This is a genomic window from Janthinobacterium tructae (genome assembly GCF_006517255.1).
GTDB lineage: Bacteria > Pseudomonadota > Gammaproteobacteria > Burkholderiales > Burkholderiaceae_D > Janthinobacterium > Janthinobacterium tructae.
This window is the reverse complement of the sequence record NZ_CP041185.1, coordinates 2347644-2369680: the sequence shown is the minus strand read 5'-3', so window position 1 is coordinate 2369680 and position 22037 is coordinate 2347644. Positions and strand designations below refer to the sequence as shown.

General features: G+C 64.2%; 11 protein-coding genes. All 11 read left to right on the top strand.

All coding sequences use genetic code 11. The features are described 5' to 3' along the window. Positions 1–39 precede the first annotated feature (39 nt). The 11 genes from FJQ89_RS10335 (at position 40) to FJQ89_RS10285 (ending at position 21973) form a co-directional block, all read left to right on the top strand. Positions 40–2040 carry a PhoX family protein gene (locus FJQ89_RS10335; protein ID WP_141170123.1) on the top strand — a complete coding sequence of 667 codons (2001 nt, stop codon included), beginning with the start codon at positions 40–42 and terminating at the stop codon, positions 2038–2040. 178 nt (positions 2041–2218) lie between these two features. Beyond that, positions 2219–3436 (top strand): YeeE/YedE family protein, encoded by a 1218-nt coding sequence (locus FJQ89_RS10330; RefSeq protein ID WP_141170122.1) that lies wholly within the window; start codon positions 2219–2221, stop codon positions 3434–3436. A gap of 68 nt (positions 3437–3504) precedes the next feature. Further along, positions 3505–4983: a sodium:solute symporter gene (locus FJQ89_RS10325; protein ID WP_141170121.1), complete on the top strand. Its 1479-nt coding sequence runs from the start codon at positions 3505–3507 to the stop codon at positions 4981–4983. A gap of 63 nt (positions 4984–5046) precedes the next feature. After that, on the top strand, positions 5047–6921 hold the full coding sequence (gene sppA, locus FJQ89_RS10320) for a signal peptide peptidase SppA (RefSeq protein WP_141170120.1): 1875 nt from the start codon (positions 5047–5049) through the stop codon (positions 6919–6921). Between the two features lie 75 nt (positions 6922–6996). Further along, positions 6997–7536 carry a GNAT family N-acetyltransferase gene (locus tag FJQ89_RS10315; protein ID WP_141170119.1) on the top strand — a complete coding sequence of 180 codons (540 nt, stop codon included), beginning with the start codon at positions 6997–6999 and terminating at the stop codon, positions 7534–7536. 431 nt (positions 7537–7967) lie between these two features. Continuing rightward, positions 7968–9344, top strand: a complete 1377-nt coding sequence (locus FJQ89_RS10310; RefSeq protein WP_141170118.1) for an efflux RND transporter periplasmic adaptor subunit — start codon at positions 7968–7970, stop codon at positions 9342–9344. Further along, the gene (locus FJQ89_RS10305) at positions 9341–12457 is read left to right on the top strand and encodes an efflux RND transporter permease subunit (RefSeq protein WP_141170117.1); all 3117 of its coding nucleotides are present in this window, start codon (positions 9341–9343) and stop codon (positions 12455–12457) included. The genes FJQ89_RS10310 and FJQ89_RS10305 overlap by 4 nt, the downstream gene beginning before the upstream one ends. Further along, on the top strand, positions 12454–15702 hold the full coding sequence (locus tag FJQ89_RS10300; protein ID WP_141170116.1) for an efflux RND transporter permease subunit: 3249 nt from the start codon (positions 12454–12456) through the stop codon (positions 15700–15702). The genes FJQ89_RS10305 and FJQ89_RS10300 overlap by 4 nt, the downstream gene beginning before the upstream one ends. Continuing rightward, the gene (locus FJQ89_RS10295) at positions 15699–17123 is read left to right on the top strand and encodes an efflux transporter outer membrane subunit (protein WP_168208436.1); all 1425 of its coding nucleotides are present in this window, start codon (positions 15699–15701) and stop codon (positions 17121–17123) included. Before FJQ89_RS10300 ends, FJQ89_RS10295 begins: the two co-directional genes overlap by 4 nt. A gap of 129 nt (positions 17124–17252) precedes the next feature. After that, a complete protein-coding gene (locus FJQ89_RS10290) occupies positions 17253–19847 on the top strand; it encodes a chemotaxis protein CheB (RefSeq protein ID WP_141170115.1) in 2595 nt (864 codons plus the stop codon). Further along, positions 19844–21973 carry a PAS domain-containing sensor histidine kinase gene (locus tag FJQ89_RS10285; protein ID WP_243136505.1) on the top strand — a complete coding sequence of 710 codons (2130 nt, stop codon included), beginning with the start codon at positions 19844–19846 and terminating at the stop codon, positions 21971–21973. The genes FJQ89_RS10290 and FJQ89_RS10285 overlap by 4 nt, the downstream gene beginning before the upstream one ends. Positions 21974–22037 lie beyond the last annotated feature (64 nt).

Here is a 22037-nt window from a genome sequence, read left to right as displayed (position 1 = left end):
CTGTCCCACGATATTTATTTATAACGGAAGAAACAAAAAATGTCGAATTACGCCCCTGAGTCCTCGCGCCGCCGCCTGTTGCAACTGTTTGCCGGTGCCCCCATGCTGCCGTTGGCCGGCTTGACCGGTGTCAGCGCCTTTCTGTCCGGTTGTGGCGGCAGTTCCGATAACGACCTGCCGCCGGTGACCACGCCAGTCACGCCCACCGCGACGTTTACCACGGCAGAATTCACCGGCATGGCGGCGCCGCTGGCGAGCGCGCCTGCCGCGCTGGCCACGACCACCGTCGGCTCCAAGCTCAAGGTCAATTTCAGCGATGGCAGCAGCAACAGCTATAACCTGGCGTACCAGCCTTTCTTCCTGACCGGTGACCGGGTGCCGGACGGCAAGGGCGGCAGCGTGATTGCGGGCGCTTATTTCGACATCAAGAACCAGCCCATCATCGACAGTTCGGTGCCGGGCAAGGAGCGCCAGTTCTTCTCGGACTCGCCAGACGGCAGTTCGATGCTGACGGTTGCCAACGCCAGCGTGACCGGCGTCAAGGGCAAGCCTGTGTTTGCCGTGGTGCAGTTTGAATACAATTCGTTCAACCAGGCCGGCGCGTCCACCTACGGTACGCTGCCGTCGCCGATCGCCGTGCTGACCCTGGACCAGGACCAGACCACCGGCAAGTTGTCGCTGGTGAAATACCACAATGTCGATACCTCGTCCGTCAAGGGCCTGTGGATTACCTGCGGCGCCAGCCTGTCGCCATGGAACACCCATCTGTCGAGCGAAGAATATGAACCCGATGCCTTCGACCAGGGCCTGGGTGGCCAGTCGCTGGCTGTGCTCAAGGAATTCAGCAAGAACGTCTTTGGCAATACGGCTACCGCCAATGCGTATGACTACGGCCACTTGCCGGAAGTGTCGGTGAACCCGGACGGCACGGGTAGCATCAAGAAACACTACTGCCTGGGCCGCTACTCGCGCGAACTGGTGCAGGTGATGCCAGACCAGCGCACCATCCTGGGCGGCGACGACTATACGAATGGCGGGTTGTTCATGTTCGTGGCCGACAAGGTCGCCGACCTGGCGGCAGGCGGCACCCTGTACGTCGCCAAATACACCACCCAGCTGACCGAGACCACCACCGGCAAGCTGCAATGGGTCAAGCTGGGCCATGCGACGCACGCCGAAATCAAGGCGCTGGTCGACGGTGGCATCAAGGCTACCGATATCATGGATTCGACCTTGGCCGATCCGTCCGACGCCAGTTACACGAAGATCGTCCTGAACAAGAAAACCGCCTGGGTCAGAGTCAAGGCGGGCCAGGAAAAGGCCGCCGCTTTCCTGGAAACCCACCGTTACGCCGCCCTCAAGGGTGGCAGCATGGCCTTTACCAAGAACGAAGGCACGACGGTCAACGCCAAGGACAAGATTGCCTACTCGGCGTATGCCAACATCCAGGATTCGATGGTCGAAGGCGGTGCGGGCTACGTGGCTGGCAACAACGTCAAGTTCAAGAAACTGGTGGCGGGCGGCGTTGTGTCGCACAAGCTTGCGGGCGGACAGAAGGATGACACGGGCGCGGCGATCGACAGCGAATGGGTGCCGAGCGAATCGACCCTGCTGATCGCGGGGGAAGACATCGCGGCCGATGGCCTGGGCAATACGGCCAACCCGGCCAAGATCGCCAGTCCCGACAACCTGAAGTTCTCGGAAAAACTGCGTACCTTGTTCATCGGCGAGGACAGCGGCAACCACCTGAACAACTTCCTGTGGGCGTATAACGTCGATACCAAGAAGCTGGAACGTTTGCTGTCCTGCCCGGCCGGCGCGGAATCGACGGGCCTGCATGCGGTCGATGAGATCAACGGCTGGACCTATGTGATGAGCAACTTCCAGCATCCGGGTGACGAGTGGAACCGCTTCCCCGGCCTGCCATCGGCGCTGAAGGATCAGATCAATATCCTCATCAACACCAACTACAACAGCAAGGCCAGTGGCGCTGTCGGCTATCTGACGGCGGAACTGGCGCAGGTCAAACTGTCGAAATGATGCGCGTCAGCTGATCTGGCCGCGGGCATGCAGGGCAGGGAGGCGCAGGACTTCCTTGCCCTGTGCGCGCGGCTGGGGACATGGCTGCATGGTCTTGGCTGGAAGGCAAAGTAACTTTCTGGCAGAAAACAGCAAAACGGGGGAAAATGGCGCTTCCCTTCCTTTGGCGTCCCCTACCATGTCCGATACTGCAGCTTCACCGCTACGCCTGCGCACCGCTATCAATCCGAAACCGCTGGGCGTTGCCCTGTTGCTCATCGTACTGGGTGCGTGGTATCTGGCGCTGACCGTCGGTGCCACCCAGTCCGCGCTGTACGTGGTGGGTGCCTTGCTCGGCATTACGCTGTATCACGCGGCCTTCGGTTTCACGTCCGCCTGGCGCGTCTTCATCGCCGATGGCCGCGGCGACGGCTTGCGCGTGCAAATGCTGATGCTGGCCGTGGGCGTGGCGCTGTTCTTCCCCGCGCTGTCGGCCGGCAGCCTGTTCGGCACGCCCGTCGCGGGCCTGGTTTCTCCCGCCGGCACCTCCGTCATCTTCGGCGCCTTCATCTTCGGCATCGGCATGCAGCTGGGCGGCGGTTGCGCCTCCGGCACCCTGTACACGGTCGGTGGCGGCAGCACGCGCATGCTCATCACCCTGGCCGCCTTCATCGTCGGCTCCGTGATCGGCACGGCGCACATGCCGTTCTGGACGGCGCTGCCGCAATTGAAACCCATTTCCCTCGTCACAAGCCTGGGCCTGGTACCCGCGCTGGCGCTGAACTGGATCGTTTTTGCATTGATCGCCGGCATCACGGTGCTCGTTGAAAAACGCCGCCATGGCAAGCTCGTCGCCACGCCGCTGCGCCCGGCGCAAGCGTCGCCCTGGCTGCACGGCCCCTGGCCGCTGGTGGCGGGCGCCATTGCGCTCGTCGTGCTGAACTTCGCCACCCTGGCGCTGTCGGGCAAGCCGTGGGGCGTGACGTCCGCGTTCGCCCTGTGGGGCGCGAAAGCCGCGTCCGTGGTCGGCATCGATACGGCCAGCTGGGCCTACTGGTCGACCAAGGCCAACGCGGCCGCCCTGGCCGCGCCGCTGACGCAAGACAAGACCTCCGTGATGGATATCGGCATCGTGCTGGGCGCCATGCTGGCGGCGGCCCTGGCCGGCCGCTATGCGCCCGTGTGGCGCATCCCGCGGCGCTCGATCATCGCCGCCGTCGTGGGCGGCTTGCTGCTGGGCTACGGCGCGCGCCTGGCCTACGGCTGCAATATCGGCGCGTATTTCAGCGGCATCATCTCGGGCAGCCTGCACGGCTGGCTGTGGCTGGTGTGCGCTTTCGTCGGCAACGTCGTCGGCACGCGCTTGCGTCCGTGGTTTGGGCTGGAAGTGGAGCGCGTGAAACCGTCCGGCTGCTGACACCGGCGCCAACAGGGGCTTTGCTGTATATTTCTGCCCCTGTTCACCTTGCCGCCAGCGTCTCTCCCATGTCACCCCTCATCCTGTTTGCCGTCGTCCTCGCATATTTCCTGATCCTGCTGGGCGTGGCATGGCGCACCTCGCGCCATGCCACCAACGACAGTTTTTTCATCGGCAACAATGACAGCAACTGGATGCTGGTGGCCTTCGGCATGGTGGGCACCACCCTCACGGGTGTGACCTTCATCAGCGTGCCCGGCGCCGTGGGCAGCAACGGTTTCGGCTACATCCAGCTGATGATCGGCTATGTCCTCGGCTACCTGGCCATCACCTTCATCTTGCTGCCGCTGTACTACCGGCTGCAGCTCACATCGATTTACCGCTACCTGGAATGGCGCCTGGGACGGCGTGCCTACCAGAGCGGGGCGGCATTCTTCATCCTGTCGCGCCTGCTGGGCGCCACGGCGCGGCTGTATCTGGTGGTCAATATCCTGCAAGCGACCATACTCGATAGCCTGGGCGTGCCATTCTGGCTGACGTCGTGCGTCGTGCTGCTGCTGATCCTGCTCTACACCTACGAGGGCGGCGTAAAAACCATCGTCTGGACCGATACCCTGCAAACGGCGTGCATGCTGGCAGGTCTCATCATCTGCAGCGTGTTTTTGTTGCGCGAGATGGATCTGTCCTTCATCGACAGCCTGGAGCGCATGCGCGCGCAGGGCCTGACGCGCATCTTCACCGTCGACCCGGACAGCCCCGCCTATGTGTGGAAGCACATCGTGGCCGGCATGTTCATCACGATCGCCATGACTGGCATGGACCAGGAAATGATGCAAAAGAACATTTCCGTGCGCACTTTGCGCGACTCGCAAAAGAACATGCTCAGCCTGACCGTGGTGCTCACCGGCGTGCTGCTGCTGTTCCTCTTCCTCGGTGGCTTGCTGCACCTGTACGCGCCGCTGGCAGGCGTGACGGCCACGGGAGATAAACTGTTCCCTGCCGTCGTGCTCGGGCATTTCCCCGCCGTGGTGCAGCTGATTTTCTTCATCGCCCTCATTTCCGCCCTGTTTCCCAGCGTGGATGGGGCGCTCACTGCCCTGACGTCCACTTTCTGCATCGACATCCTGGGCCTGCAGCGCAGGCCGGAGTTGAGCGCGGCGGCGCAGATGCGCTGGCGCCGCCGTGTGCACCTGGGGTTTGCCGCACTGTTTTTGATCCTGATCATGGCCTTCAAGTGGCTGGACGACCCCAGCATGATAGTCGTGATCCTGAAGCTGGCCAGCTATACCTATGGTCCGCTGCTGGGCCTGTTCGCCTTCGGCCTGCTGAGCCGGCGCGATGTGCGCGACCGCTGGGTGCCGCTGGTGGCTGTGGCGGGGCCGCTGCTGTGCGCGCTGATCGAAGGGGAGCAGGCGCGGCTGTTCGAACATTACCGCATCGGCCTGGAATTGCTGATCCTGAATGGCGCCCTGGTGCTGGGCGGCCTGTTCCTCATTTCCACGCCGGCAGGGCAGGCCATCAACGGCGCGGCACACTTGTCAAAATAAGACGATTCAGCCCGTTTTCAGTTATATTGGTTTCCTTTCGGTACACAACCCCACGGAGCATCAATGTCACTCAACCCCTTCCCGCCGCTGCGCCGCGGCTTTGGCGCATTCTGGCGCGCGCTGGACGCCACCCGCCGCGCGGTCATCAACCTGATTTTCCTGCTGATCGTCATCGCCATCCTGATCGCCATCTTTGGCGGCGGCGCCAAGCCCCTGGCGGAAAAGACCACCCTGGTGCTGGACTTGCAAGGCCCGCTGGTCGAGGAAACCCCGGGCGGCGTGCGCGAGGCGGTGCTGGCCAATGTGAGCGGCGAAGTCAAGAAAAACGTGCAGTTGCGCGACGTGCTGGCGGTACTCGATACGGCGTCCAAGGACAAGAACATCGGCTCCATGGTGATCCTGCTCGACGAGCTGCAGGGCGGCGGCCTGGCGTCGCTGCGCGAAGTGGCGGCCGGCGTGGAACGTTTCCGCGCCACGGGCAAGAAAGTCACGGCCTGGGGTTCGAGCTACAACCAGCGCCAGTACCTGGTGGCGGCCAAGGCCGACGAGGTATTCCTGCACCCGATGGGCGGCGTCATGCTGGAAGGCTTTGGCCGCTACCGCAATTACTACCGCGACGCCCTCGATAAAGTGGGCGTGACGGTGAACCTGCTGAAAGTGGGCACGTACAAGAGCGCGGCCGAGCCGTTCATCGCCAACGGCCCGTCCGAAGCGGCGGCCGAAGCGGACCGCTACCTGAACAACGGCCTGTGGACCACCTACACGACGGACGTGGAAAAGGCGCGCAAGCTGCCGGCCGGCGCCATCATGCAAACGATCGACAACCTGCCCGCCATGATGACGGCCGCCGGTGGCGATATTGCCAAGCTGTCGCTCAATGGCAAGCTGGTCGACGGTCTTAAAACGCGCGATGAACTGCGCCAGTTCATGATGGCGCGCGGCGCCAAAAATACGGAAGGCACGAACTTCCGCCAGATCAATTACACGGATTACCTGGCGCGCCTGCGCCCCGTGCATATCGGCGACGCCGTCGGCGTGGTCATCGCCTCCGGTGAAATCGGCGACGGGATCGCTTCACCGGGCGCCATCGGCGGCCTGTCCACCTCGCGTCTGATCCGCCAGGCACGTGAAGACAAATCGATCAAGGCCATCGTGCTGCGCGTCGATTCGCCGGGCGGCAGCGCCTTCGGCTCGGAATTGATCCGCCGCGAACTGGAACTGACGCGCGCCGCCGGCAAACCGGTGGTCGTTTCGATGGGCAACGTGGCCGCTTCGGGCGGTTACTGGATCAGCACCTCGTCAGATGAAGTGATCGCCGACGCGGCCACCATCACCGGTTCCATCGGCGTGTTCGCGATTCTGCCGACGGCCGACAAGGTGGTGGAAAAGCTGGGCATCCACACCGCCGGTTCGCCCACCACCTGGCTGGCCGACGCAGGCAACCCATTGCGTCCGCTCGACCCGCGCTTCGCGCAAGTGATCCAGGGTTCGATCAACCACGTGTATGGCGACTTCCTGAACCTGGCCGCCAAGGCGCGCAAGACGACGCCGGAAAAGATCGATGAAGTGGCGCAGGGCCGCGTCTGGACAGGCTTGCAGGCGAAAGAGCGCAACCTGGTCGACCGCATCGGCAGCTATGGCGATGCGCTGGCATCGGCCGCCAAGCGCGCCAAGCTGGGCAGCGATTACCGCGTGACCTACCTGGAGCAGGAAACGTCGAACGTGGACCGCTTGATCGGCATGTTCGGCTCCAAAGCCATGGCCTCGCTGGGCCTGGGCGAGCACGTGAAGCTGGGCCTGGCCACGACGGGCTTGCCGGCCGACGCGGCGCTGGGCATGGCGCAGGACCTCTCCTGGCTGTCGGGCATCACGCGCGAACACAAACCGTTCATGGCCCTCACGCACTGCCTGTGCGAGGTGCCACTCGGCGGCAAGTAATACCCACATCGACAACCTACCCAAGCCGGCTTCGCCCGGCTTGTTTTCTATGCAGAGCAGACTATGGCAAGCGACATGAATACACGCACTGACACGGCGATCACCATCCGTCCCTGCGCCAAGGGCGATGAACAGGCGCTGGCGCTGGTGGGGCAAGCCACTTTTCTTGAAGCGTTCGCCGGCATCCTCGATGGCGCCGACATCATCGCCCATTGCCAGCGCCAGCACGACGTGCAGCTGTATCGCGACTGGCTGGCGCTGCCGGCCATGCGGCTGTGGCTGGCCGAGGCCACGCCCGGCGGCGCGCCCGTCGGCTACCTGGTGCTCAGTCCCGCCAGCCTGCCGGTGGCGGACCCGCATCCGCAAGACCTGGAAATCAAGCGCATCTACCTGCTGCACCGCTTCCAGGGCCAGCGCGTGGGCCAGCGCCTGATGCAGGCGGCGCTGAGCCAGGCGCGCGCCAGCGGGGCGGGAAGGGTGCTGCTGGGTGTGTACGCGGAAAACCACGATGCGCTGGCGTTTTATGCGCGCTGCGGCTTTGCGCAAGTGGGCCGGCGTACTTTCCGCGTGGGCCGCACCGACTATCAGGATGTCATCCTCGGCCTGACCTTGTAAAGCCAGGTAAAGAAGTCCCGCCGCCTGAGCACCCGCATGGCGCCAGGTCAAGGCCGATGGCGGGAGATTTGTAGCGAGTTTGTATCTGCATGCGAGTCGCCCGCGCACCGCTGGCGCCGGGGCGCGAGGCCCCGCAAGCCTGATTTTTCCACCGTTCGCTCACAGCGCAGGCACGCCAGCCTGTCCTCCTGATCCTCGCATGCCAGCCTGGCTGTGTGTAATTGTTTCAAGTAGAAATGAAACAGATACATGACTATGCTAGAGTCGTTTCGCGCTAGGGAGCGCTGTTTTTTCAGCTGATTTTCAGCTCTTGACTCCCTGACTGCTTTGTAGCTCATTCAACCCCGAAAAACGGTCGTCCGGCCTGAGTGTGTTCCACCTCGGCCGGCGCCACAGACTCGCCGTGCCCGCGGCGTATACAAGGATAAGCGATGGATTCGCAGACAACACCCAACACCGCGCGGCGTAGCCGCCGTTCGAAAATCGTCGGCACAGTCATCGCGCTGGCCGTGATGGCTGCGCTGGGGGGCGGTGCCTGGTACCTGACCCACTCCGGCACCAGCGTCCAGGGCGGTCCTGGCATGGGCGGTCCTGGCGGGCCAGGTGGCCCCGGCGGGCGCCGTGGCGGTCCATCGACCACCGTGGGCGTGGCCACGGCCGTCAAATCTGACTTGCCCGTGGTGCTCGATGCGCTGGGCACGGTGACGGCCGCGTCCACCGTGACGGTGCGCCCGCAAGTGTCGGGCATTTTGAAGGAGCTGAAATTCAAGGAAGGCGGCATGGTCAAGGCGGGCCAGGTGGTGGCGCAGATCGACCCGGCGCAGTTCGAGATGGCGCTGATGCAGGCCACGGGCCAGCGCCAGCGCGATGAAGCGCAGCTGGAAAACGCACGCCTGACCCTGAAGCGCTATCAAACCCTGCTGGGCCAGGATTCCATTGCGCGCCAGGATGTCGATACGCAGGCCGCATTGGTGAAACAGCTGGAAGGCACGGTCATGACGGATCGCGCCGCCGAAGGCACGGCCAGACTGAACCTCGGTTATACAAAAGTGGTGTCGCCGATCAGCGGCCGCGCAGGCCTGAAGGTGGTCGATATCGGCAATCTGGTCAGCACCAGCGACGCGGGCGGCGTGGTGGTGGTGACGCAGCTGTCGCCCATCGACGTGCAGTTTTCCGTGCCTCAGGATAAAGTGCAGACCATCCAGGAGCGCCTGAATGCCGGCTCGGCCCTGGCGGCGCTGGCGTTGGACCGGACGCGCACGCACACGCTCGACAAGGGCAGCTTGAGCGCGCTCGATAACCAGGTCGACGTGCAGACGGGTACCGTGCGCGCCAAGGCCCGCTACGCGAACGACAAGATGGCCCTGTTCCCCAGCCAGTTCGTCAACGTGCGCCTGGAGCTGGGCAATATCACGGGCGCCGTGCTGGTGCCCGTCACGGCCCTGCGCCACAGTAACAACGGCGACTTCGTGTATGTGCTGAAAGCGGATAAAACCGTCACCGTGCGCATGGTCACGCGTGGCCAGGCCACCACCGACATGGTGGAAATCCGCGCCGGCCTGGAAGCGGGCGAACAAGTCATCACGGAAGGCGCCGACCGCCTGAAGGAAGGCGCGAAAGTCACCCTGGCGGGCGACAAGCCTGCCGGCGCGCGCGGTGCAGGCGCCGGTGGCGCAACGGGCGCGAACGGCGAACGCCGCCACCGCCGGCAGCAGGCTGACGGCACGGCCAGTGCATCGGCATCCGCATCGGCATCCGCGCCGGCCGCAGTGCCAGCTAGCGCGCCAGCGAAGGGCGCAGCGCAATGAGTCCATCGACTCCCTTCATCAAGCGCCCCGTCGCCACGGCGCTGCTGATGCTGGCCATCGTGCTGGCGGGGCTGGTCGGCTTCAAGTTCCTGCCGCTGGCCGCCTTGCCGCAGGTGGACTTCCCCACCATCCAGGTGCAGACCCTGTACCCGGGCGCCAGTCCCGAAGTCATGGGGCAGACCGTCACGGCGCCGCTGGAGCGCCAGTTCGGGCAGATGTCGGGCTTGCAGCGCATGAGTTCCACCAGCGCGGCCGGCGTCTCCCTCATCACCCTGCAATTTACCCTGGGCCAGACGCTGGACGTGGCCGAGCAGGAAGTGCAGGCCGCCATCAACGCGGGCGGCTCGCTGCTGCCGACCGACTTGCCGGCGCCGCCCGTGTACGCGAAGATCAACCCGGCCGACGCGCCCGTGCTGACCCTGGCCATCACCTCGGACACGATGCCGCTGACGCAGGTGCAAAATATCGTCAACACGCGTCTGGCGCTGAAAATCAGCCAGGTCAACGGCGTGGGCCTGGTCTCGCTGTCGGGCGGCCAGCGTCCCGCCGTGCGCATCCAGGGCGATACCAAATTGCTGGCCTCGTACGGTCTCGGCCTCGACAGCCTGCGCACCGCCGTCGCGGCGGCCAACGTCAACAGCGCGAAGGGCAGTTTCGACGGTCCCACGCGCTCGTTTACCATCAACGCCAACGATCAATTGGTGACGGCGGAAGACTACAAGCGCCTGATCATCACCTATAAAAACGGTGCGCCCGTGCGCCTGTCCGACGTCGCCAATGTCGTCGACAGCGCGGAAAACACGCGCCTGGGCGCCTGGTCGGGCAAGCGGCCGGCCATCATCCTGAACGTGCAGCGCCAGCCCGGCGCCAACGTCATCAAGACGGTCGACGCCATCAAGGCCCTGCTGCCGGACTTGCAGGCCAGCCTGCCGGCGGCCATGAAGCTCGATGTGCTGAGCGACCGCACCACGGGCATCCGCGCCTCCGTCGAACACGTGGAAATGGAACTGCTGTTGTCCGTGCTGCTGGTGGTGCTGGTGATCTTCGCCTTTTTGCACAGCATGCGCGCCACCGTGATCGCCAGCCTGTCCGTGCCCATTTCCCTGATCGGCGCCTGCGGCGTCATGTATCTGCTCGGCTACAGCCTGAACAACCTCTCCTTGATGGCCTTGACCATCGCCACCGGCTTTGTCGTCGATGACGCCATCGTCATGATCGAAAACATCGCCCGCTACATCGAAGAGGGCGAAACGCCGATGGCCGCCGCCCTGAAGGGCGCGTCGCAGATCGGCTTTACCATCATCTCGCTGACGGTCTCGCTGATCGCCGTGCTGATTCCCCTGCTGTTCATGGGCGACGTGGTGGGCCGCTTGTTCCGCGAATTTGCCATGACCCTGGCCATCACGATTCTGATTTCCGCCGTGGTGTCGCTGACCCTGGTGCCGATGATGTCGGCGCGCTGGCTCAAAAGCCGTGCCGATGAAAAGGTCAGCGCCACGGGCCAGCGCATCCAGGCTTTCCTCGACCGCGTGATTGTGCAGTACGACCATGCGCTGGTGTGGGTGCTGAAACGCCAGGGCTTGACCCTGCTGGTGGCCCTGGCCACCTTGCTGCTGACCGTCATCCTGTATATCACCATCCCGAAAGGCCTGTTCCCCACGCAGGACACGGGGCAGCTGAAGGCGCGCATCGAAACGTCGCAAGCCGTCTCGTACGAGCGCATGGCCACCCTGCAGCAGGCCGCCGCCAGCGCGTTGCTGGAAGACCCCGCTGTCGATACCCTCAGTTCCCTGGTCGGCGTGGATGCGGCCAACAACACCATGCTGCACACGGGCAGCATGCTGATCAACCTGAAACGCCCGCGCAGCGGCAATCAGGACGAGATCATGGAGCGCCTGCGCAACCGCGTGGCCAAGGTGGCCGGCGTGACGCTGTATCTGCAGCCGACGCAGGATCTGACCATCGATGCGGAATCGGGCCCGACGCAGTACCGCGTCTCGCTGGAGGGGGCCGATACGGCCACCGTCACCGAGTGGGCCGGCAAGCTGGCGGCGCGCATGCGCGAGCAATCGCAGCTGCGCAACGTCGTCACGGACGCGGGCGCCACGGGCGCCGCCGTCACGGTGGCGATTGACCGCGACAGCGCCGCGCGCATGTCGGTGACCACGGCGACCGTCGACGACGCCTTGTATAACGCCTTCGGCCAGCGCATCATCTCGACCATTTTCACGGAAACCAACCAGTACCGCGTGATCCTCGAAGCGCAGCCCGGCATCGTCACCACGCCGGCCGACCTGTCGGAACTGCAGGTGCGCACGGGTTCCGGCAAGTCGACGCCGCTGTCCGCGTTTGCCAGCGTCGGTGAAAAACAGGCGCCGCTGCAAATCACGCACGTGGCGCAATATCCGGCCACGACCCTCGGCTTCGATACGACGCAAGGCGTGGCGCTGGGCAGCGCGGTCGACGCCATCCGCCAGGCGGCGCAAGACATCGCCTTGCCGCCATCGGTGACATTGACGTTCCTCGGCGCGGCCGGCGCGTATGAAAATTCGCTGTCGAACCAGCTGTGGCTGATCCTGGCCGCCGTCGTCTGCGTCTACATCGTGCTGGGCGTGCTGTACGAAAGCTATATCCACCCGCTGACGATTCTGTCGACCCTGCCGTCGGCCGGCGTGGGTGCCTTGCTGGCGCTGATGATTTCCGGGCAGGATCTGGGCGTGATCGGCATCATCGGCATCATCCTCTTGATCGGCATCGTCAAGAAGAACGCCATCATGATGATCGACTTCGCCATCGAGGCCGAACGCGACGAAGGGAAAAGCCCGCAGGAAGCCATCCACCAGGCGGCGCTGCTGCGTTTCCGTCCGATCCTGATGACCACCCTGGCGGCGCTGTTCGCGGCCGTGCCGCTGATGCTGGGCTGGGGCGAGGGCGCCGAGCTGCGCCGTCCGCTGGGCCTGGCCATCTTCGGCGGCCTGATCGTCAGCCAGGTGCTGACGCTGTTTACCACGCCCGTCATCTACCTGGGCTTCGACCGCCTGGGCCAGCGCTTCGCCGGCAAGGCAAAGAACGCTGTCAGCCTGGATAAACCAGGTGCGGGGAGCGCCGCGTGAACCTGTCCGAACCGTTCGTCAAGCGCCCCATCGCCACCGTGCTGCTGACCATCGGCATCGCGCTGGCGGGCATCGGCGCCTTCTTCGTGCTGCCCGTCTCGCCGCTGCCGCAGGTCGACTATCCGACCATTTCCGTCAGCGCCAGCCTGCCCGGCGCCAGCCCCGCGACCATGGCCACCTCGGTGGCCACGCCGCTGGAGCGGCGCCTGGGCGTGATCTCGGGCGTGAACGAGATGACGTCGTCGTCGGGCACGGGTTCGGCGCGCATCAACCTGCAGTTCGACCTGAACCGCAAGATCGATTCGGCCGCGCGCGAAGTGCAGGCGGCCATTGCCGCCGCGCGCGTGGATTTGCCGGCCACCCTGCGCAGCAACCCCACCTACCGCAAGGCCAATCCATCCGACGCGCCCGTGATCATCCTGGCGCTGACGTCGAAAACGCGTACGCCGGGCCAGATCTACGATGCCGTGTCGAACCTGGTGCAGCAAAAGGTGGCGCAAGTGAAGGGCGTGGGCGACGTGGAACTGGGCGGCGGTTCGCTGCCGGCCGTGCGCGTGGAATTGCTGCCCTATCAGCTCAATCACTATGCCGTGTCGATGGAAGACGTGCGCGCGGCCATCCAGGCCACCAATGCCAACCGTCCCAAGGGGGCGATTTCTGGCGATGAGCGCAGCCTGCAAATCTATTCGGGCGCCAGCACGGCCTCTGGCGGGCGCAGCGCAGCCGACTATCGCAGCCTGGTGGTGGCGTGGCGCGACGGCGCCGCCATCCGCCTCGACGACGTGGCTGAAGTGGTCGACGGCGTGGAAAACAACAATACCCTGGGCCTGTTCAATGGCGACCCGGCCGTCATCGTACTGATCACGCGCCAGCCGGGCGCCAACGTCATCGCCACGGTCGATGGCGTGCGCGCGCTGCTGCCGCAACTGCAGGCGCAGCTGCCCGGCGACATCAAGCTGCAGGTGGCGTCCGACAGCACCAACTCCATTCGCTCCTCGCTGCACGAGATCGAATTCACCTTGATCCTGTCCATCGTGCTGGTCGTGCTGGTGGTCAGCGCCTTTTTGCGCAGCGTGCGCGCGACCATCATCCCGGCCGTGGCCACCATCGTCTCCCTGCTGGGTACCTTTGGCGTGATGTACATGCTGGGGTTCAGCCTGAACAACCTGTCGCTGATGGCGCTCACGGTGGCCACCGGCTTTGTCGTCGACGACGCCATCGTGGTGCTGGAAAACACGCAGCGCCACATCGAGGCCGGCATGGACCGCTTCAAGGCGGCCCTCCTGGGCGCGCGCGAAGTCGGTTTCACCGTGCTGTCGATCAGCCTGTCGCTGGTGGCTGTCTTCATCCCGCTGCTGTTCATGGGTGGCCAGGTGGGGCGGCTGTTCCGCGAATTTGCCGTCACCCTGTCAGCCGCCGTGATGATTTCGCTGGTGATTTCACTGACCACCACGCCGATGATGTGCGCCTGGCTGCTGAAAAGCGGCCAGCAGCATAAAAAGCCGGGCCTTGTCGCGCGCTGGTTCGAACGCGGTTTCGAGCGCATGCTGAAAGTGTATGAACATTGCCTGGACTGGGCTTTGTCCAGCGCCGCGCTGGTGATGACCATCCTCGTCTTCGTCGTCGGCCTGAACGTGTATCTGTTTGCGGCCGCGCCCAAGGGCTTCTTTCCGCAGCAGGACACGGGCCAGATCAATGGCGGCATGCGCGCCGACCAGAGCATCTCGTTCCAGGCCATGCAGGGCAAATTGCGCCAGCTGGTCGACATCATCAAGGACGATCCGGCCGTCGCCACCGTCGTGGGGTTCACCGGCGGCGGACGGGCAGGGGGCGGCTTCATGTTCATCGACCTGAAACCGGCCTCGCAGCGCACCGACAAGGGGCAAGCCGTGATCGCCCGTTTGCGTCCGCAACTGGCCAAGGTGACGGGCATTTCGCTGTTCCTCAACCCCGTGCAGGACTTGCGCATGGGCGGACGCTCCAGCAACTCGACCTACCAGTACACCCTGATCAGCGACAACCAGGCGGACCTGAAGAAATGGGCGGCGAAACTGGCCGACCAGATGAAGCTGCAGCCTGCCCTGATCGACGTCGACACGGACCAGGCGGAAAACGGCGTGGAAACCTATGTTTCCATCGACAAGGACCGCGCCACGCAGCTGGGCGTGCAAGTCAAGGATATCGACAATGCGCTGTATAACAGCTTCGGCCAGCGCCAGGTGGCGACCATCTACGATGAGCTGAACCAGTACCACGTGATCATGGAAGTGGCGCCGCGCTATGCGCAAAGCCCGGAAGCGCTGCGCTCCGTGTATGTGCCGGCCTCGAATGCGGCCGCCGTCGCGGCCACCGCCACGACAGCCACCACCGCCACCACCAGCGCCGTTGCTGCGACGGCGTCGAACACGACGGCGGCGCGCGATCCGTCCAGCGGCTCGGCCCTGTCCACGACCCTGGCGCACATGGTGCCGCTGTCCTCGTTCAGCAGCTTTGCGGAAAGCTCGACGGCGACGTCGATCAACCACCAGGGCGGCGAACTGGCCACCACCGTGTCGTTCAACCTGGCCGACGGCTATCCGCTCAGCGACGGGCAGGCGGCCGTGGCCCAGGCAGAGTCCGAAATCGGCATGCCGGTGAATGTGCGCGGCAGCTTCCAGGGGTCGGCCAAGAGCGCGCAGGACAGCAACAAGGAGCAGCCGCTGTTGATCCTGGCGGCCATCGTGGTGATCTATATCGTGCTGGGCATCCTGTACGAAAGCCTGATCCACCCGATCACCGTGCTGTCGACCTTGCCGTCGGCAGGGGTGGGCGCCGTGCTGGCCTTGCTGCTGTTCCGCATGGAATTTTCCATCATCGCCCTGATCGGCGTGTTCCTGTTGATCGGTATCGTCAAGAAAAATGCTATATTGATCATCGACTTCGCGCTGGAGGCCGAGCGTTCGCGCGGCTTGACAGCGGTGGAAGCGGTGCGCGAAGCATGTTTGCTGCGTTTCCGCCCCATTCTGATGACCACCCTGGCGGCGGCGCTTGGCGCCTTGCCGCTGGCGATCGGTTTCGGCGAGGGGTCGGAGCTACGCCAGCCCTTGGGGGTCGCCATCATCGGCGGCCTGATTGCCAGCCAGTTACTCACATTGCTGACCACCCCGGTGGTCTACATCCTGCTCGACAAGCTGCGCACGCGCGGCGCCGACGAGCAGCAATTGAGCCGCATTCCTGGGCCAGATAACCCGAGCACACAATCATGAAGCAAGTAAAACCTATCGTATCGACCGTCCCCGCACGCCACCTGCTTGCATTGGCGGCGGCTGCAGTTCTCCTGGCCGGTTGCGCCGTCAGTCCCGCGTATGAAACGCCGATGGCCGCCGCGCCGCAAACGTTCAAGGAGGCGGCCGGCTGGCAGCCTGCCGTGCCGGCCGACACCCTGGAGCGCGGTCCCTGGTGGACCCTGTTCGGCGACGCGCAGCTGAATCAGCTGGCCGACAGCATCGAGATATCGAACCAGAACGTGGCGGCCGCCATCGCCTCGTACGAGCAGGCGCGCGCGCTGGTGCGCGAACAGCGTGCCTCGCTGTTCCCGAGCGTGAACCTGACGGGCAGCGGTGCCCGTTCCGGTGGCGGCGGCGAGCAGCAGACGAACAGCAACTTCAAGGCCGCCATCGGTGCCTCGTGGGAACCGGACATCTGGGGCCGCCTGCGCGCCGGCGTGACGGGCGCGGACGCCAGCGCCGCCGCCAGCGCGGCCGACCTGGCAGCGGCGCGCCTGTCGGCGCAGGGCGAGCTGGCCATCAATTATTTTTCGCTGCGCCAGAGCGATGCGCAGATCGCGCTGCTCAATTCGACCATAACCGGCTACAAGCGCGTGCTCGACATCACCAGCAACCGCTTCAATTCCGGCATCGCCGCCAGGTCCGACCTGCTGCAGGCGCAGACGCAGCTGGCCAATGCGCAGATCGATCTGTCCAGCCAGATGCGCGCCCGCGCGCAGCTCGAGCACGCGATCGCCATCTTGCTGGGCAAAGCGCCGTCCGACTTCAGCCTGGCCGTGGCGCCGTGGACCCTGACCGTGCCCGAGGTGCCGCTGGGCGTGCCGTCGACTTTGCTGCAGCGCCGTCCCGACATCGCGGCCGCCGAGCGCAGGGTGGCCGTGGCCAACGAGCAGATCGGCATCGCCCGCTCGGCCTACTATCCAAGCCTGAACCTGACGGGATCGTACGGTTCCGGCGCCAGCCGTGTCGGCGACCTGTTCAATGCTTCGTCGAGCCTGTGGTCGCTGGGCGTGTCGGCCGCGCAAACGCTGTTCAACGCGGGCGCCACCACGGCCAGCGTGGACGCGGCCAAGGCGGGGCATGCGGCGGCCGTGGCGCGCTACCGCCAGACGGTATTGAGTGCCTTTGGCGCCGTGGAAGACCAGTTGTCGGCCACGCGCGCGCTGGCCGAGCAGCTGGCCTTGCGCCAGCAGGCGTCGTCCGCCGCCGACCAGGTCGAGCAGCAGATGCTGAACCGCTACAACGCGGGCCAGGTCGGCTACACGGACGTGGTGACGGCGCAAGTGACGGCGTTGTCGGCACGCCGTTCGCTGGTGCAGGCGCAGGCGGACCGCCAGACGACGGCCGTGGCCCTGATCCAGTCGCTGGGCGGCGGCTGGCATACGCCGCAGGCACAGTAGGGGGACGGGCTGGCGCAGGCTGAAAAACCTGCGCCAAATTCGCGTTTTGCCGTGCGTCTTGGGTGCTAGAATGCAAGATTATCCATCCGCCAGCCTGGCGCACGTGCCGCGGCTGCATTCTTGCCGACGATGACACGCAGCAAACACAGCAAAGCTCCAGCGCCTGAGGTGGCCGCCATCGATTTTCCCGTGGTGGCCATCGGCGCGTCGGCCGGTGGTCTCGATCCGATTGTCGCTTTCCTGACGAATGTGTCGCCGCAGAGCGGCATCGCCTATGTGGTGATCCAGCACCTCGATCCCACGCAAAAAGCCATGTTGCCGGAACTGCTGCAGCGCGCCACCAGCATCCCCGTCACGGAAATCACGCAGCGCGCCGCACTGCAGCCGAACCATATCTATGTGATCCCGTCCAATGCGGACCTGAGCCTGTCCAAGGGACACTTTGTGCTCAGCGAGCCGCTGCAGCTGCGCGGCCACCGCCTGCCCATCAATGCTTTCTTCGAAAGCCTGGCGGCCGAGCTGGGCGAACTGGCCGTGGGCGTGATTCTGTCCGGCATGGGCAGCGATGGCACGCGTGGCATGCAAGCCATCAAGCAGGCCGGTGGCCTGACCCTGGCCCAGCATCCCGATACGGCCAAGTTCGACATGATGCCGCAAAGCGCGATTTCCGCCGACGCGGTGGACCTCGTCGATTTTCCCGACAAGATGCCGGAAAAGATCGTCAGTTACCTGTTTCGCAGCAGCTTCCTGGCGTTGCCGGGCAAGGCGCCGAGCGGACGCAATGCATTGCAGGAAATTGTCGCCTTGCTGTCCGAACATACGGGCAACAGTTTTTCAGACTACAAGATCAATACGGTGCTGCGCCGCATCGAGCGGCGCATGAGCTTGTACCAGATGACGTCGATGGAAGAGTACATTCCCTATCTGCGCAACAATCCCGCAGAAATCGACCTGCTGTTCAAGGAATTGCTGATCGGCGTGACGAATTTTTTCCGCGACGCGAAGGTGTGGGAGTACCTGAAGATGGTGGTTTTGCCGCAAATGCTGGCGGCCCACCCGGACGGGCGCGCCTTCAAGGCCTGGATACCGGCCTGTTCCACGGGAGAGGAAGCCTATTCGCTGGCCATGGTGTTCCACGAAGTGGTGGCCAGCAGCAACTCGCCGTCGAAATACAGCCTGCAGATCTTTGCCACAGACCTGTCGGCCGACGCCATCGACCGCGCGCGCCAGGGCCGTTTTCCATCAACGATCAGCAGCGAAGTGTCGACCGAGCGCCTGGAACGGTTTTTCATGCAGGACAAGGGCGATTACCTGGTCAGGAAAGAGATCCGCAACATGATCATCTTTGCCCAGCAAAATGTCATTTCCGATCCGCCGTTCACCAAGCTCGACATCCTGTGCTGCCGCAACCTGTTGATTTACCTCAATGCCAAGCTGCAACAGCGTTTGATTCCCCTGTTTCATTACGCCTTGAACCGCGATGGCGTTTTACTGTTGGGCAGCGCCGACACGCCCGGTCATTTTTCCGAGCTGTTCGCGCCGCTGACCACATCGACCCGGCTGTACCGGCGCCTCGACAACCTGGCTCGCCAGCGCTTGCTGACATACTTTCCCACGAAGGTATCGTCGGCTACTCCTCCTACCCCCAGCGACACGAGAGACGTCAGCATGCCCGGAAAAATCCAGTCCCATGTCGAGCAATTATTGCTCCAGAAATATTCGCCTGCGGCCGTGCTGCTGAACCAGGATGGGGATATCCTGTACATCAACGGCCGCACGGGCGCCTTCCTGGAACCGGCGGCTGGCAAGGCCAACTGGAATATCCACGCGATGGCGCGCGAGGGCTTGCGCTACGAGCTGGCCGGCCTGATTTCGCAGGCGCTGCAAAGCGACAGCCTGGTGCGCCTGACCGGCCTGGTGCTGAAGGATCACGCAGGGCCGGCGCAGGGCGTGGACTTGACGGCGGAAGCCTTGCGCCAGCCTGAAGCGCTCAGCGGCATGGTCTTCGTCACGTTTGCCAGCACGCCGCTGGCGGCTACGCCGCGCCGGGGCCGCTCGTCGAGCCCCAAGATGCTGGAACTGGAGCAGCAGCTGATCCAGGCGCGCAATGAAATCCAGGCCGTGCGCGACGAAATGCAGACCTCGCGCGAAGAACTCAAATCGGCCAACGAGGAATTGCAGTCGACCAATGAAGAACTGCAATCGGCGAATGAAGAGCTGACGACGTCGAAGGAAGAAATGCAGTCGCTCAATGAGGAGTTGTACACCGTCAATGCCGAGCTGCAATCGAAGGTCGATGATTTGTCGCTCGTCAACAGCGACATGAAAAATCTGCTCAATAGTACCGATATCGCCACCATTTTCCTCGACAGCGAACTGCGCATCCGCCGCTTCACGGCGCCGGCCACGCAAATCTACAAGCTGATCCAGACGGACTTGCGCCGCCCGCTCAGCGACATCGTCAACGACCTGGCCTACCCGAACCTGGAAGCGGACGCGCTGGAAGTGATCCGCAGCCTGGTGTTTTGCGAGCGGCAAGTGGAAACCAAGACGGGACGCTGGTACAACGTGCGCATCATGCCGTACCGCACGGTGGAAAATGTGATCGATGGCGTGGTGGTGACCTTCATCAATATTACAGAATCGAAACTGCTGGAAGCCCAGTTGCGGCAAATCCAGTCCGGCGCCGCGGCAGACGGGAAAGCAGGAGAGAGCGCGTCATGAGCGAACCATTCGACGACGGGTGCGGGCCGGCAAGCTTGCGAGAGCAGGCCGAGCAATTGGCGGCGCTGCAGCGCCAGTCCATAGCGCCGCCGCAGTCGAATGAAGAGGTGATGCGTCAGCTGCATGAATTGCAGGTCAGCCAGATCGAGCTGGAAATGCAGAGTGCGGCCCTGGCCGAACTGGAACAGCTGAAGAATGAGTTTGAAAGCAGCCGTGACCGTTACGCGCAGCTGTATGAACAGGCGCCCGTCAGCTATTTTTCGCTGGCGCGCGAGGGTGTCATCACGCGTGTCAATGTGGCGGCCTGCGGCTTGTTGCAGCGCGACAAGAACCAGCTGCTGGGGCGGCGTTTCGAGCAATTCGTCGCGCCGCAGGCGCAGGGCGGCTTCCGCCGTTTCCTCGATGCCGTCTTTACCAGCGGTGCGCGCCAGGTGCTCGAGGCGCAACTGTTCCAAGGCGAGGCGGGCGGCATGGGCGGCATGGTGCGTATCGAGGCCAATTTCGACGCGGCCAGCGCCACGGCGCGCATGCTGGTGACGGACCTGGGCGACGAGCATGCGCGCGACTCGGCCTTGCGGCGCGCCTTCGTCATCCTCGATACCATCCGCGAAGGCGTGCTGGTGACGGACAGCGACAACCGCATCATTTCCGTCAACCCCGCTTTCACCACCATCACCGGCTACCAGGCGGAGGAAGCCATCGGGCGCGATCCGTCCTTCCTCGGCGGCGGCACGCATTTGCCGCAGTTTTATGAAGCCATGTGGCGCAGCCTGCACCAGGATGGCAGCTGGTATGGCGAACTGGTGAACCGGCGCAAGAATGGCGAGCGCTTCGTCGAAGCGTTGTCGATCACGCCCATGCGCAGCCAGGATGGCGCCATCAGCCACTTTGTCGGCGTGTTTTCCGATATCACGGAGCGCAAGCTGGCCGAAGCGGACTTGCGCGAACTGCACCGCGAACTGGACCAGCGCGTCATCGAGCGCACGGCCGAATTGCTGCGCGCCAACCAGCATCTGCAGCTGGAAGTGCAGCAGCGCGAGCGGGCGCAGGAAGCCTTGCGCGATGCCGAGCGCTTCTTTCACGCCACCATCGATTCGCTGACGGACCGGGTGCTGGTGCTGGACCAGGCGGGCAGCCTCGTGCATGCCAACCAGGCGTGCCTGGCCTTCGTCGGGCACACGCCACGGCCGCTGCAGTACCTGGAATTCTGCGAGACGGACCCGCGCTGGCAGCGCAGCGCCGGGCGCGAGCTGGCCGCCGGCATCCGCGCCGTCATTGCAGGCACGGCCGACACGTTTGCGCTCGAGTATGAATTTATCACGCGCTCAGGCCCCCGCTGGTCGCAGGCCAGGATCAGCCGTTTCCTCGGTGAAGGGCCGCTGCGCGTGGTGGTGGCGCACACGGACATCACCGAGCGCAAGCTGATGGATGGCGCATTGCGCCAGTCGCATGCGCAGCTACGCCAGCTGGCGCTGCACCTGGAAACGGCCAAGGAAGACGAACGCAAGCGCATTTCGCGCGATATCCACGATGAACTGGGGCAAAACCTGCTGGCGCTGCGCATCGACATTTCCATGCTCAGTGCGCGTACGGAAGGTTCCCATCCGCGCCTGCACCGCCGCGTTGGCGCCGTGCTCAGCAATGTCGACACCACCATCAAGAGCGTGCGCGGCATCATGAACGAGCTGCGCCCGATGGCGCTGGACCTGGGCTTGCAGGCCGCCATCGAATGGCAGGTGGGTGACTTCCGCAAGCGCAGCGGCGTCGCTTGCCGCCTGCTGATACGCGACGAGGCCCTGTTTGCCGCCATCGGCAGCCAGGTCGAGATCGTGCTGTTCCGCATCGTGCAGGAAGCGCTCAGCAACGTCATGCGCCATGCCCAGGCCAGCCAGGTCGAGATCGAGCTCAGTTCGGATGCCTGCGCCGTGTATGTGGTCATCAGCGACAACGGCATCGGCATCACGCCGCAGCAGCAGCGCAAGAAGCAGTGCTTTGGCCTGATCGGCATTGCCGAACGCGTGACGGCGCTGGGCGGCCACTTCGAGGTGGGCATGCCGGCCTCGGGCACCGGTTGCCGTTTGTCCCTGCAGATTCCCTTGCCGGGGGCTGGGCGGCCTGCCGCCTGATATAGAAATTGCAATGGGTTAATTTTTGCCGACTCAGGCCCCTGTGACAGGCTATACTTTCGCC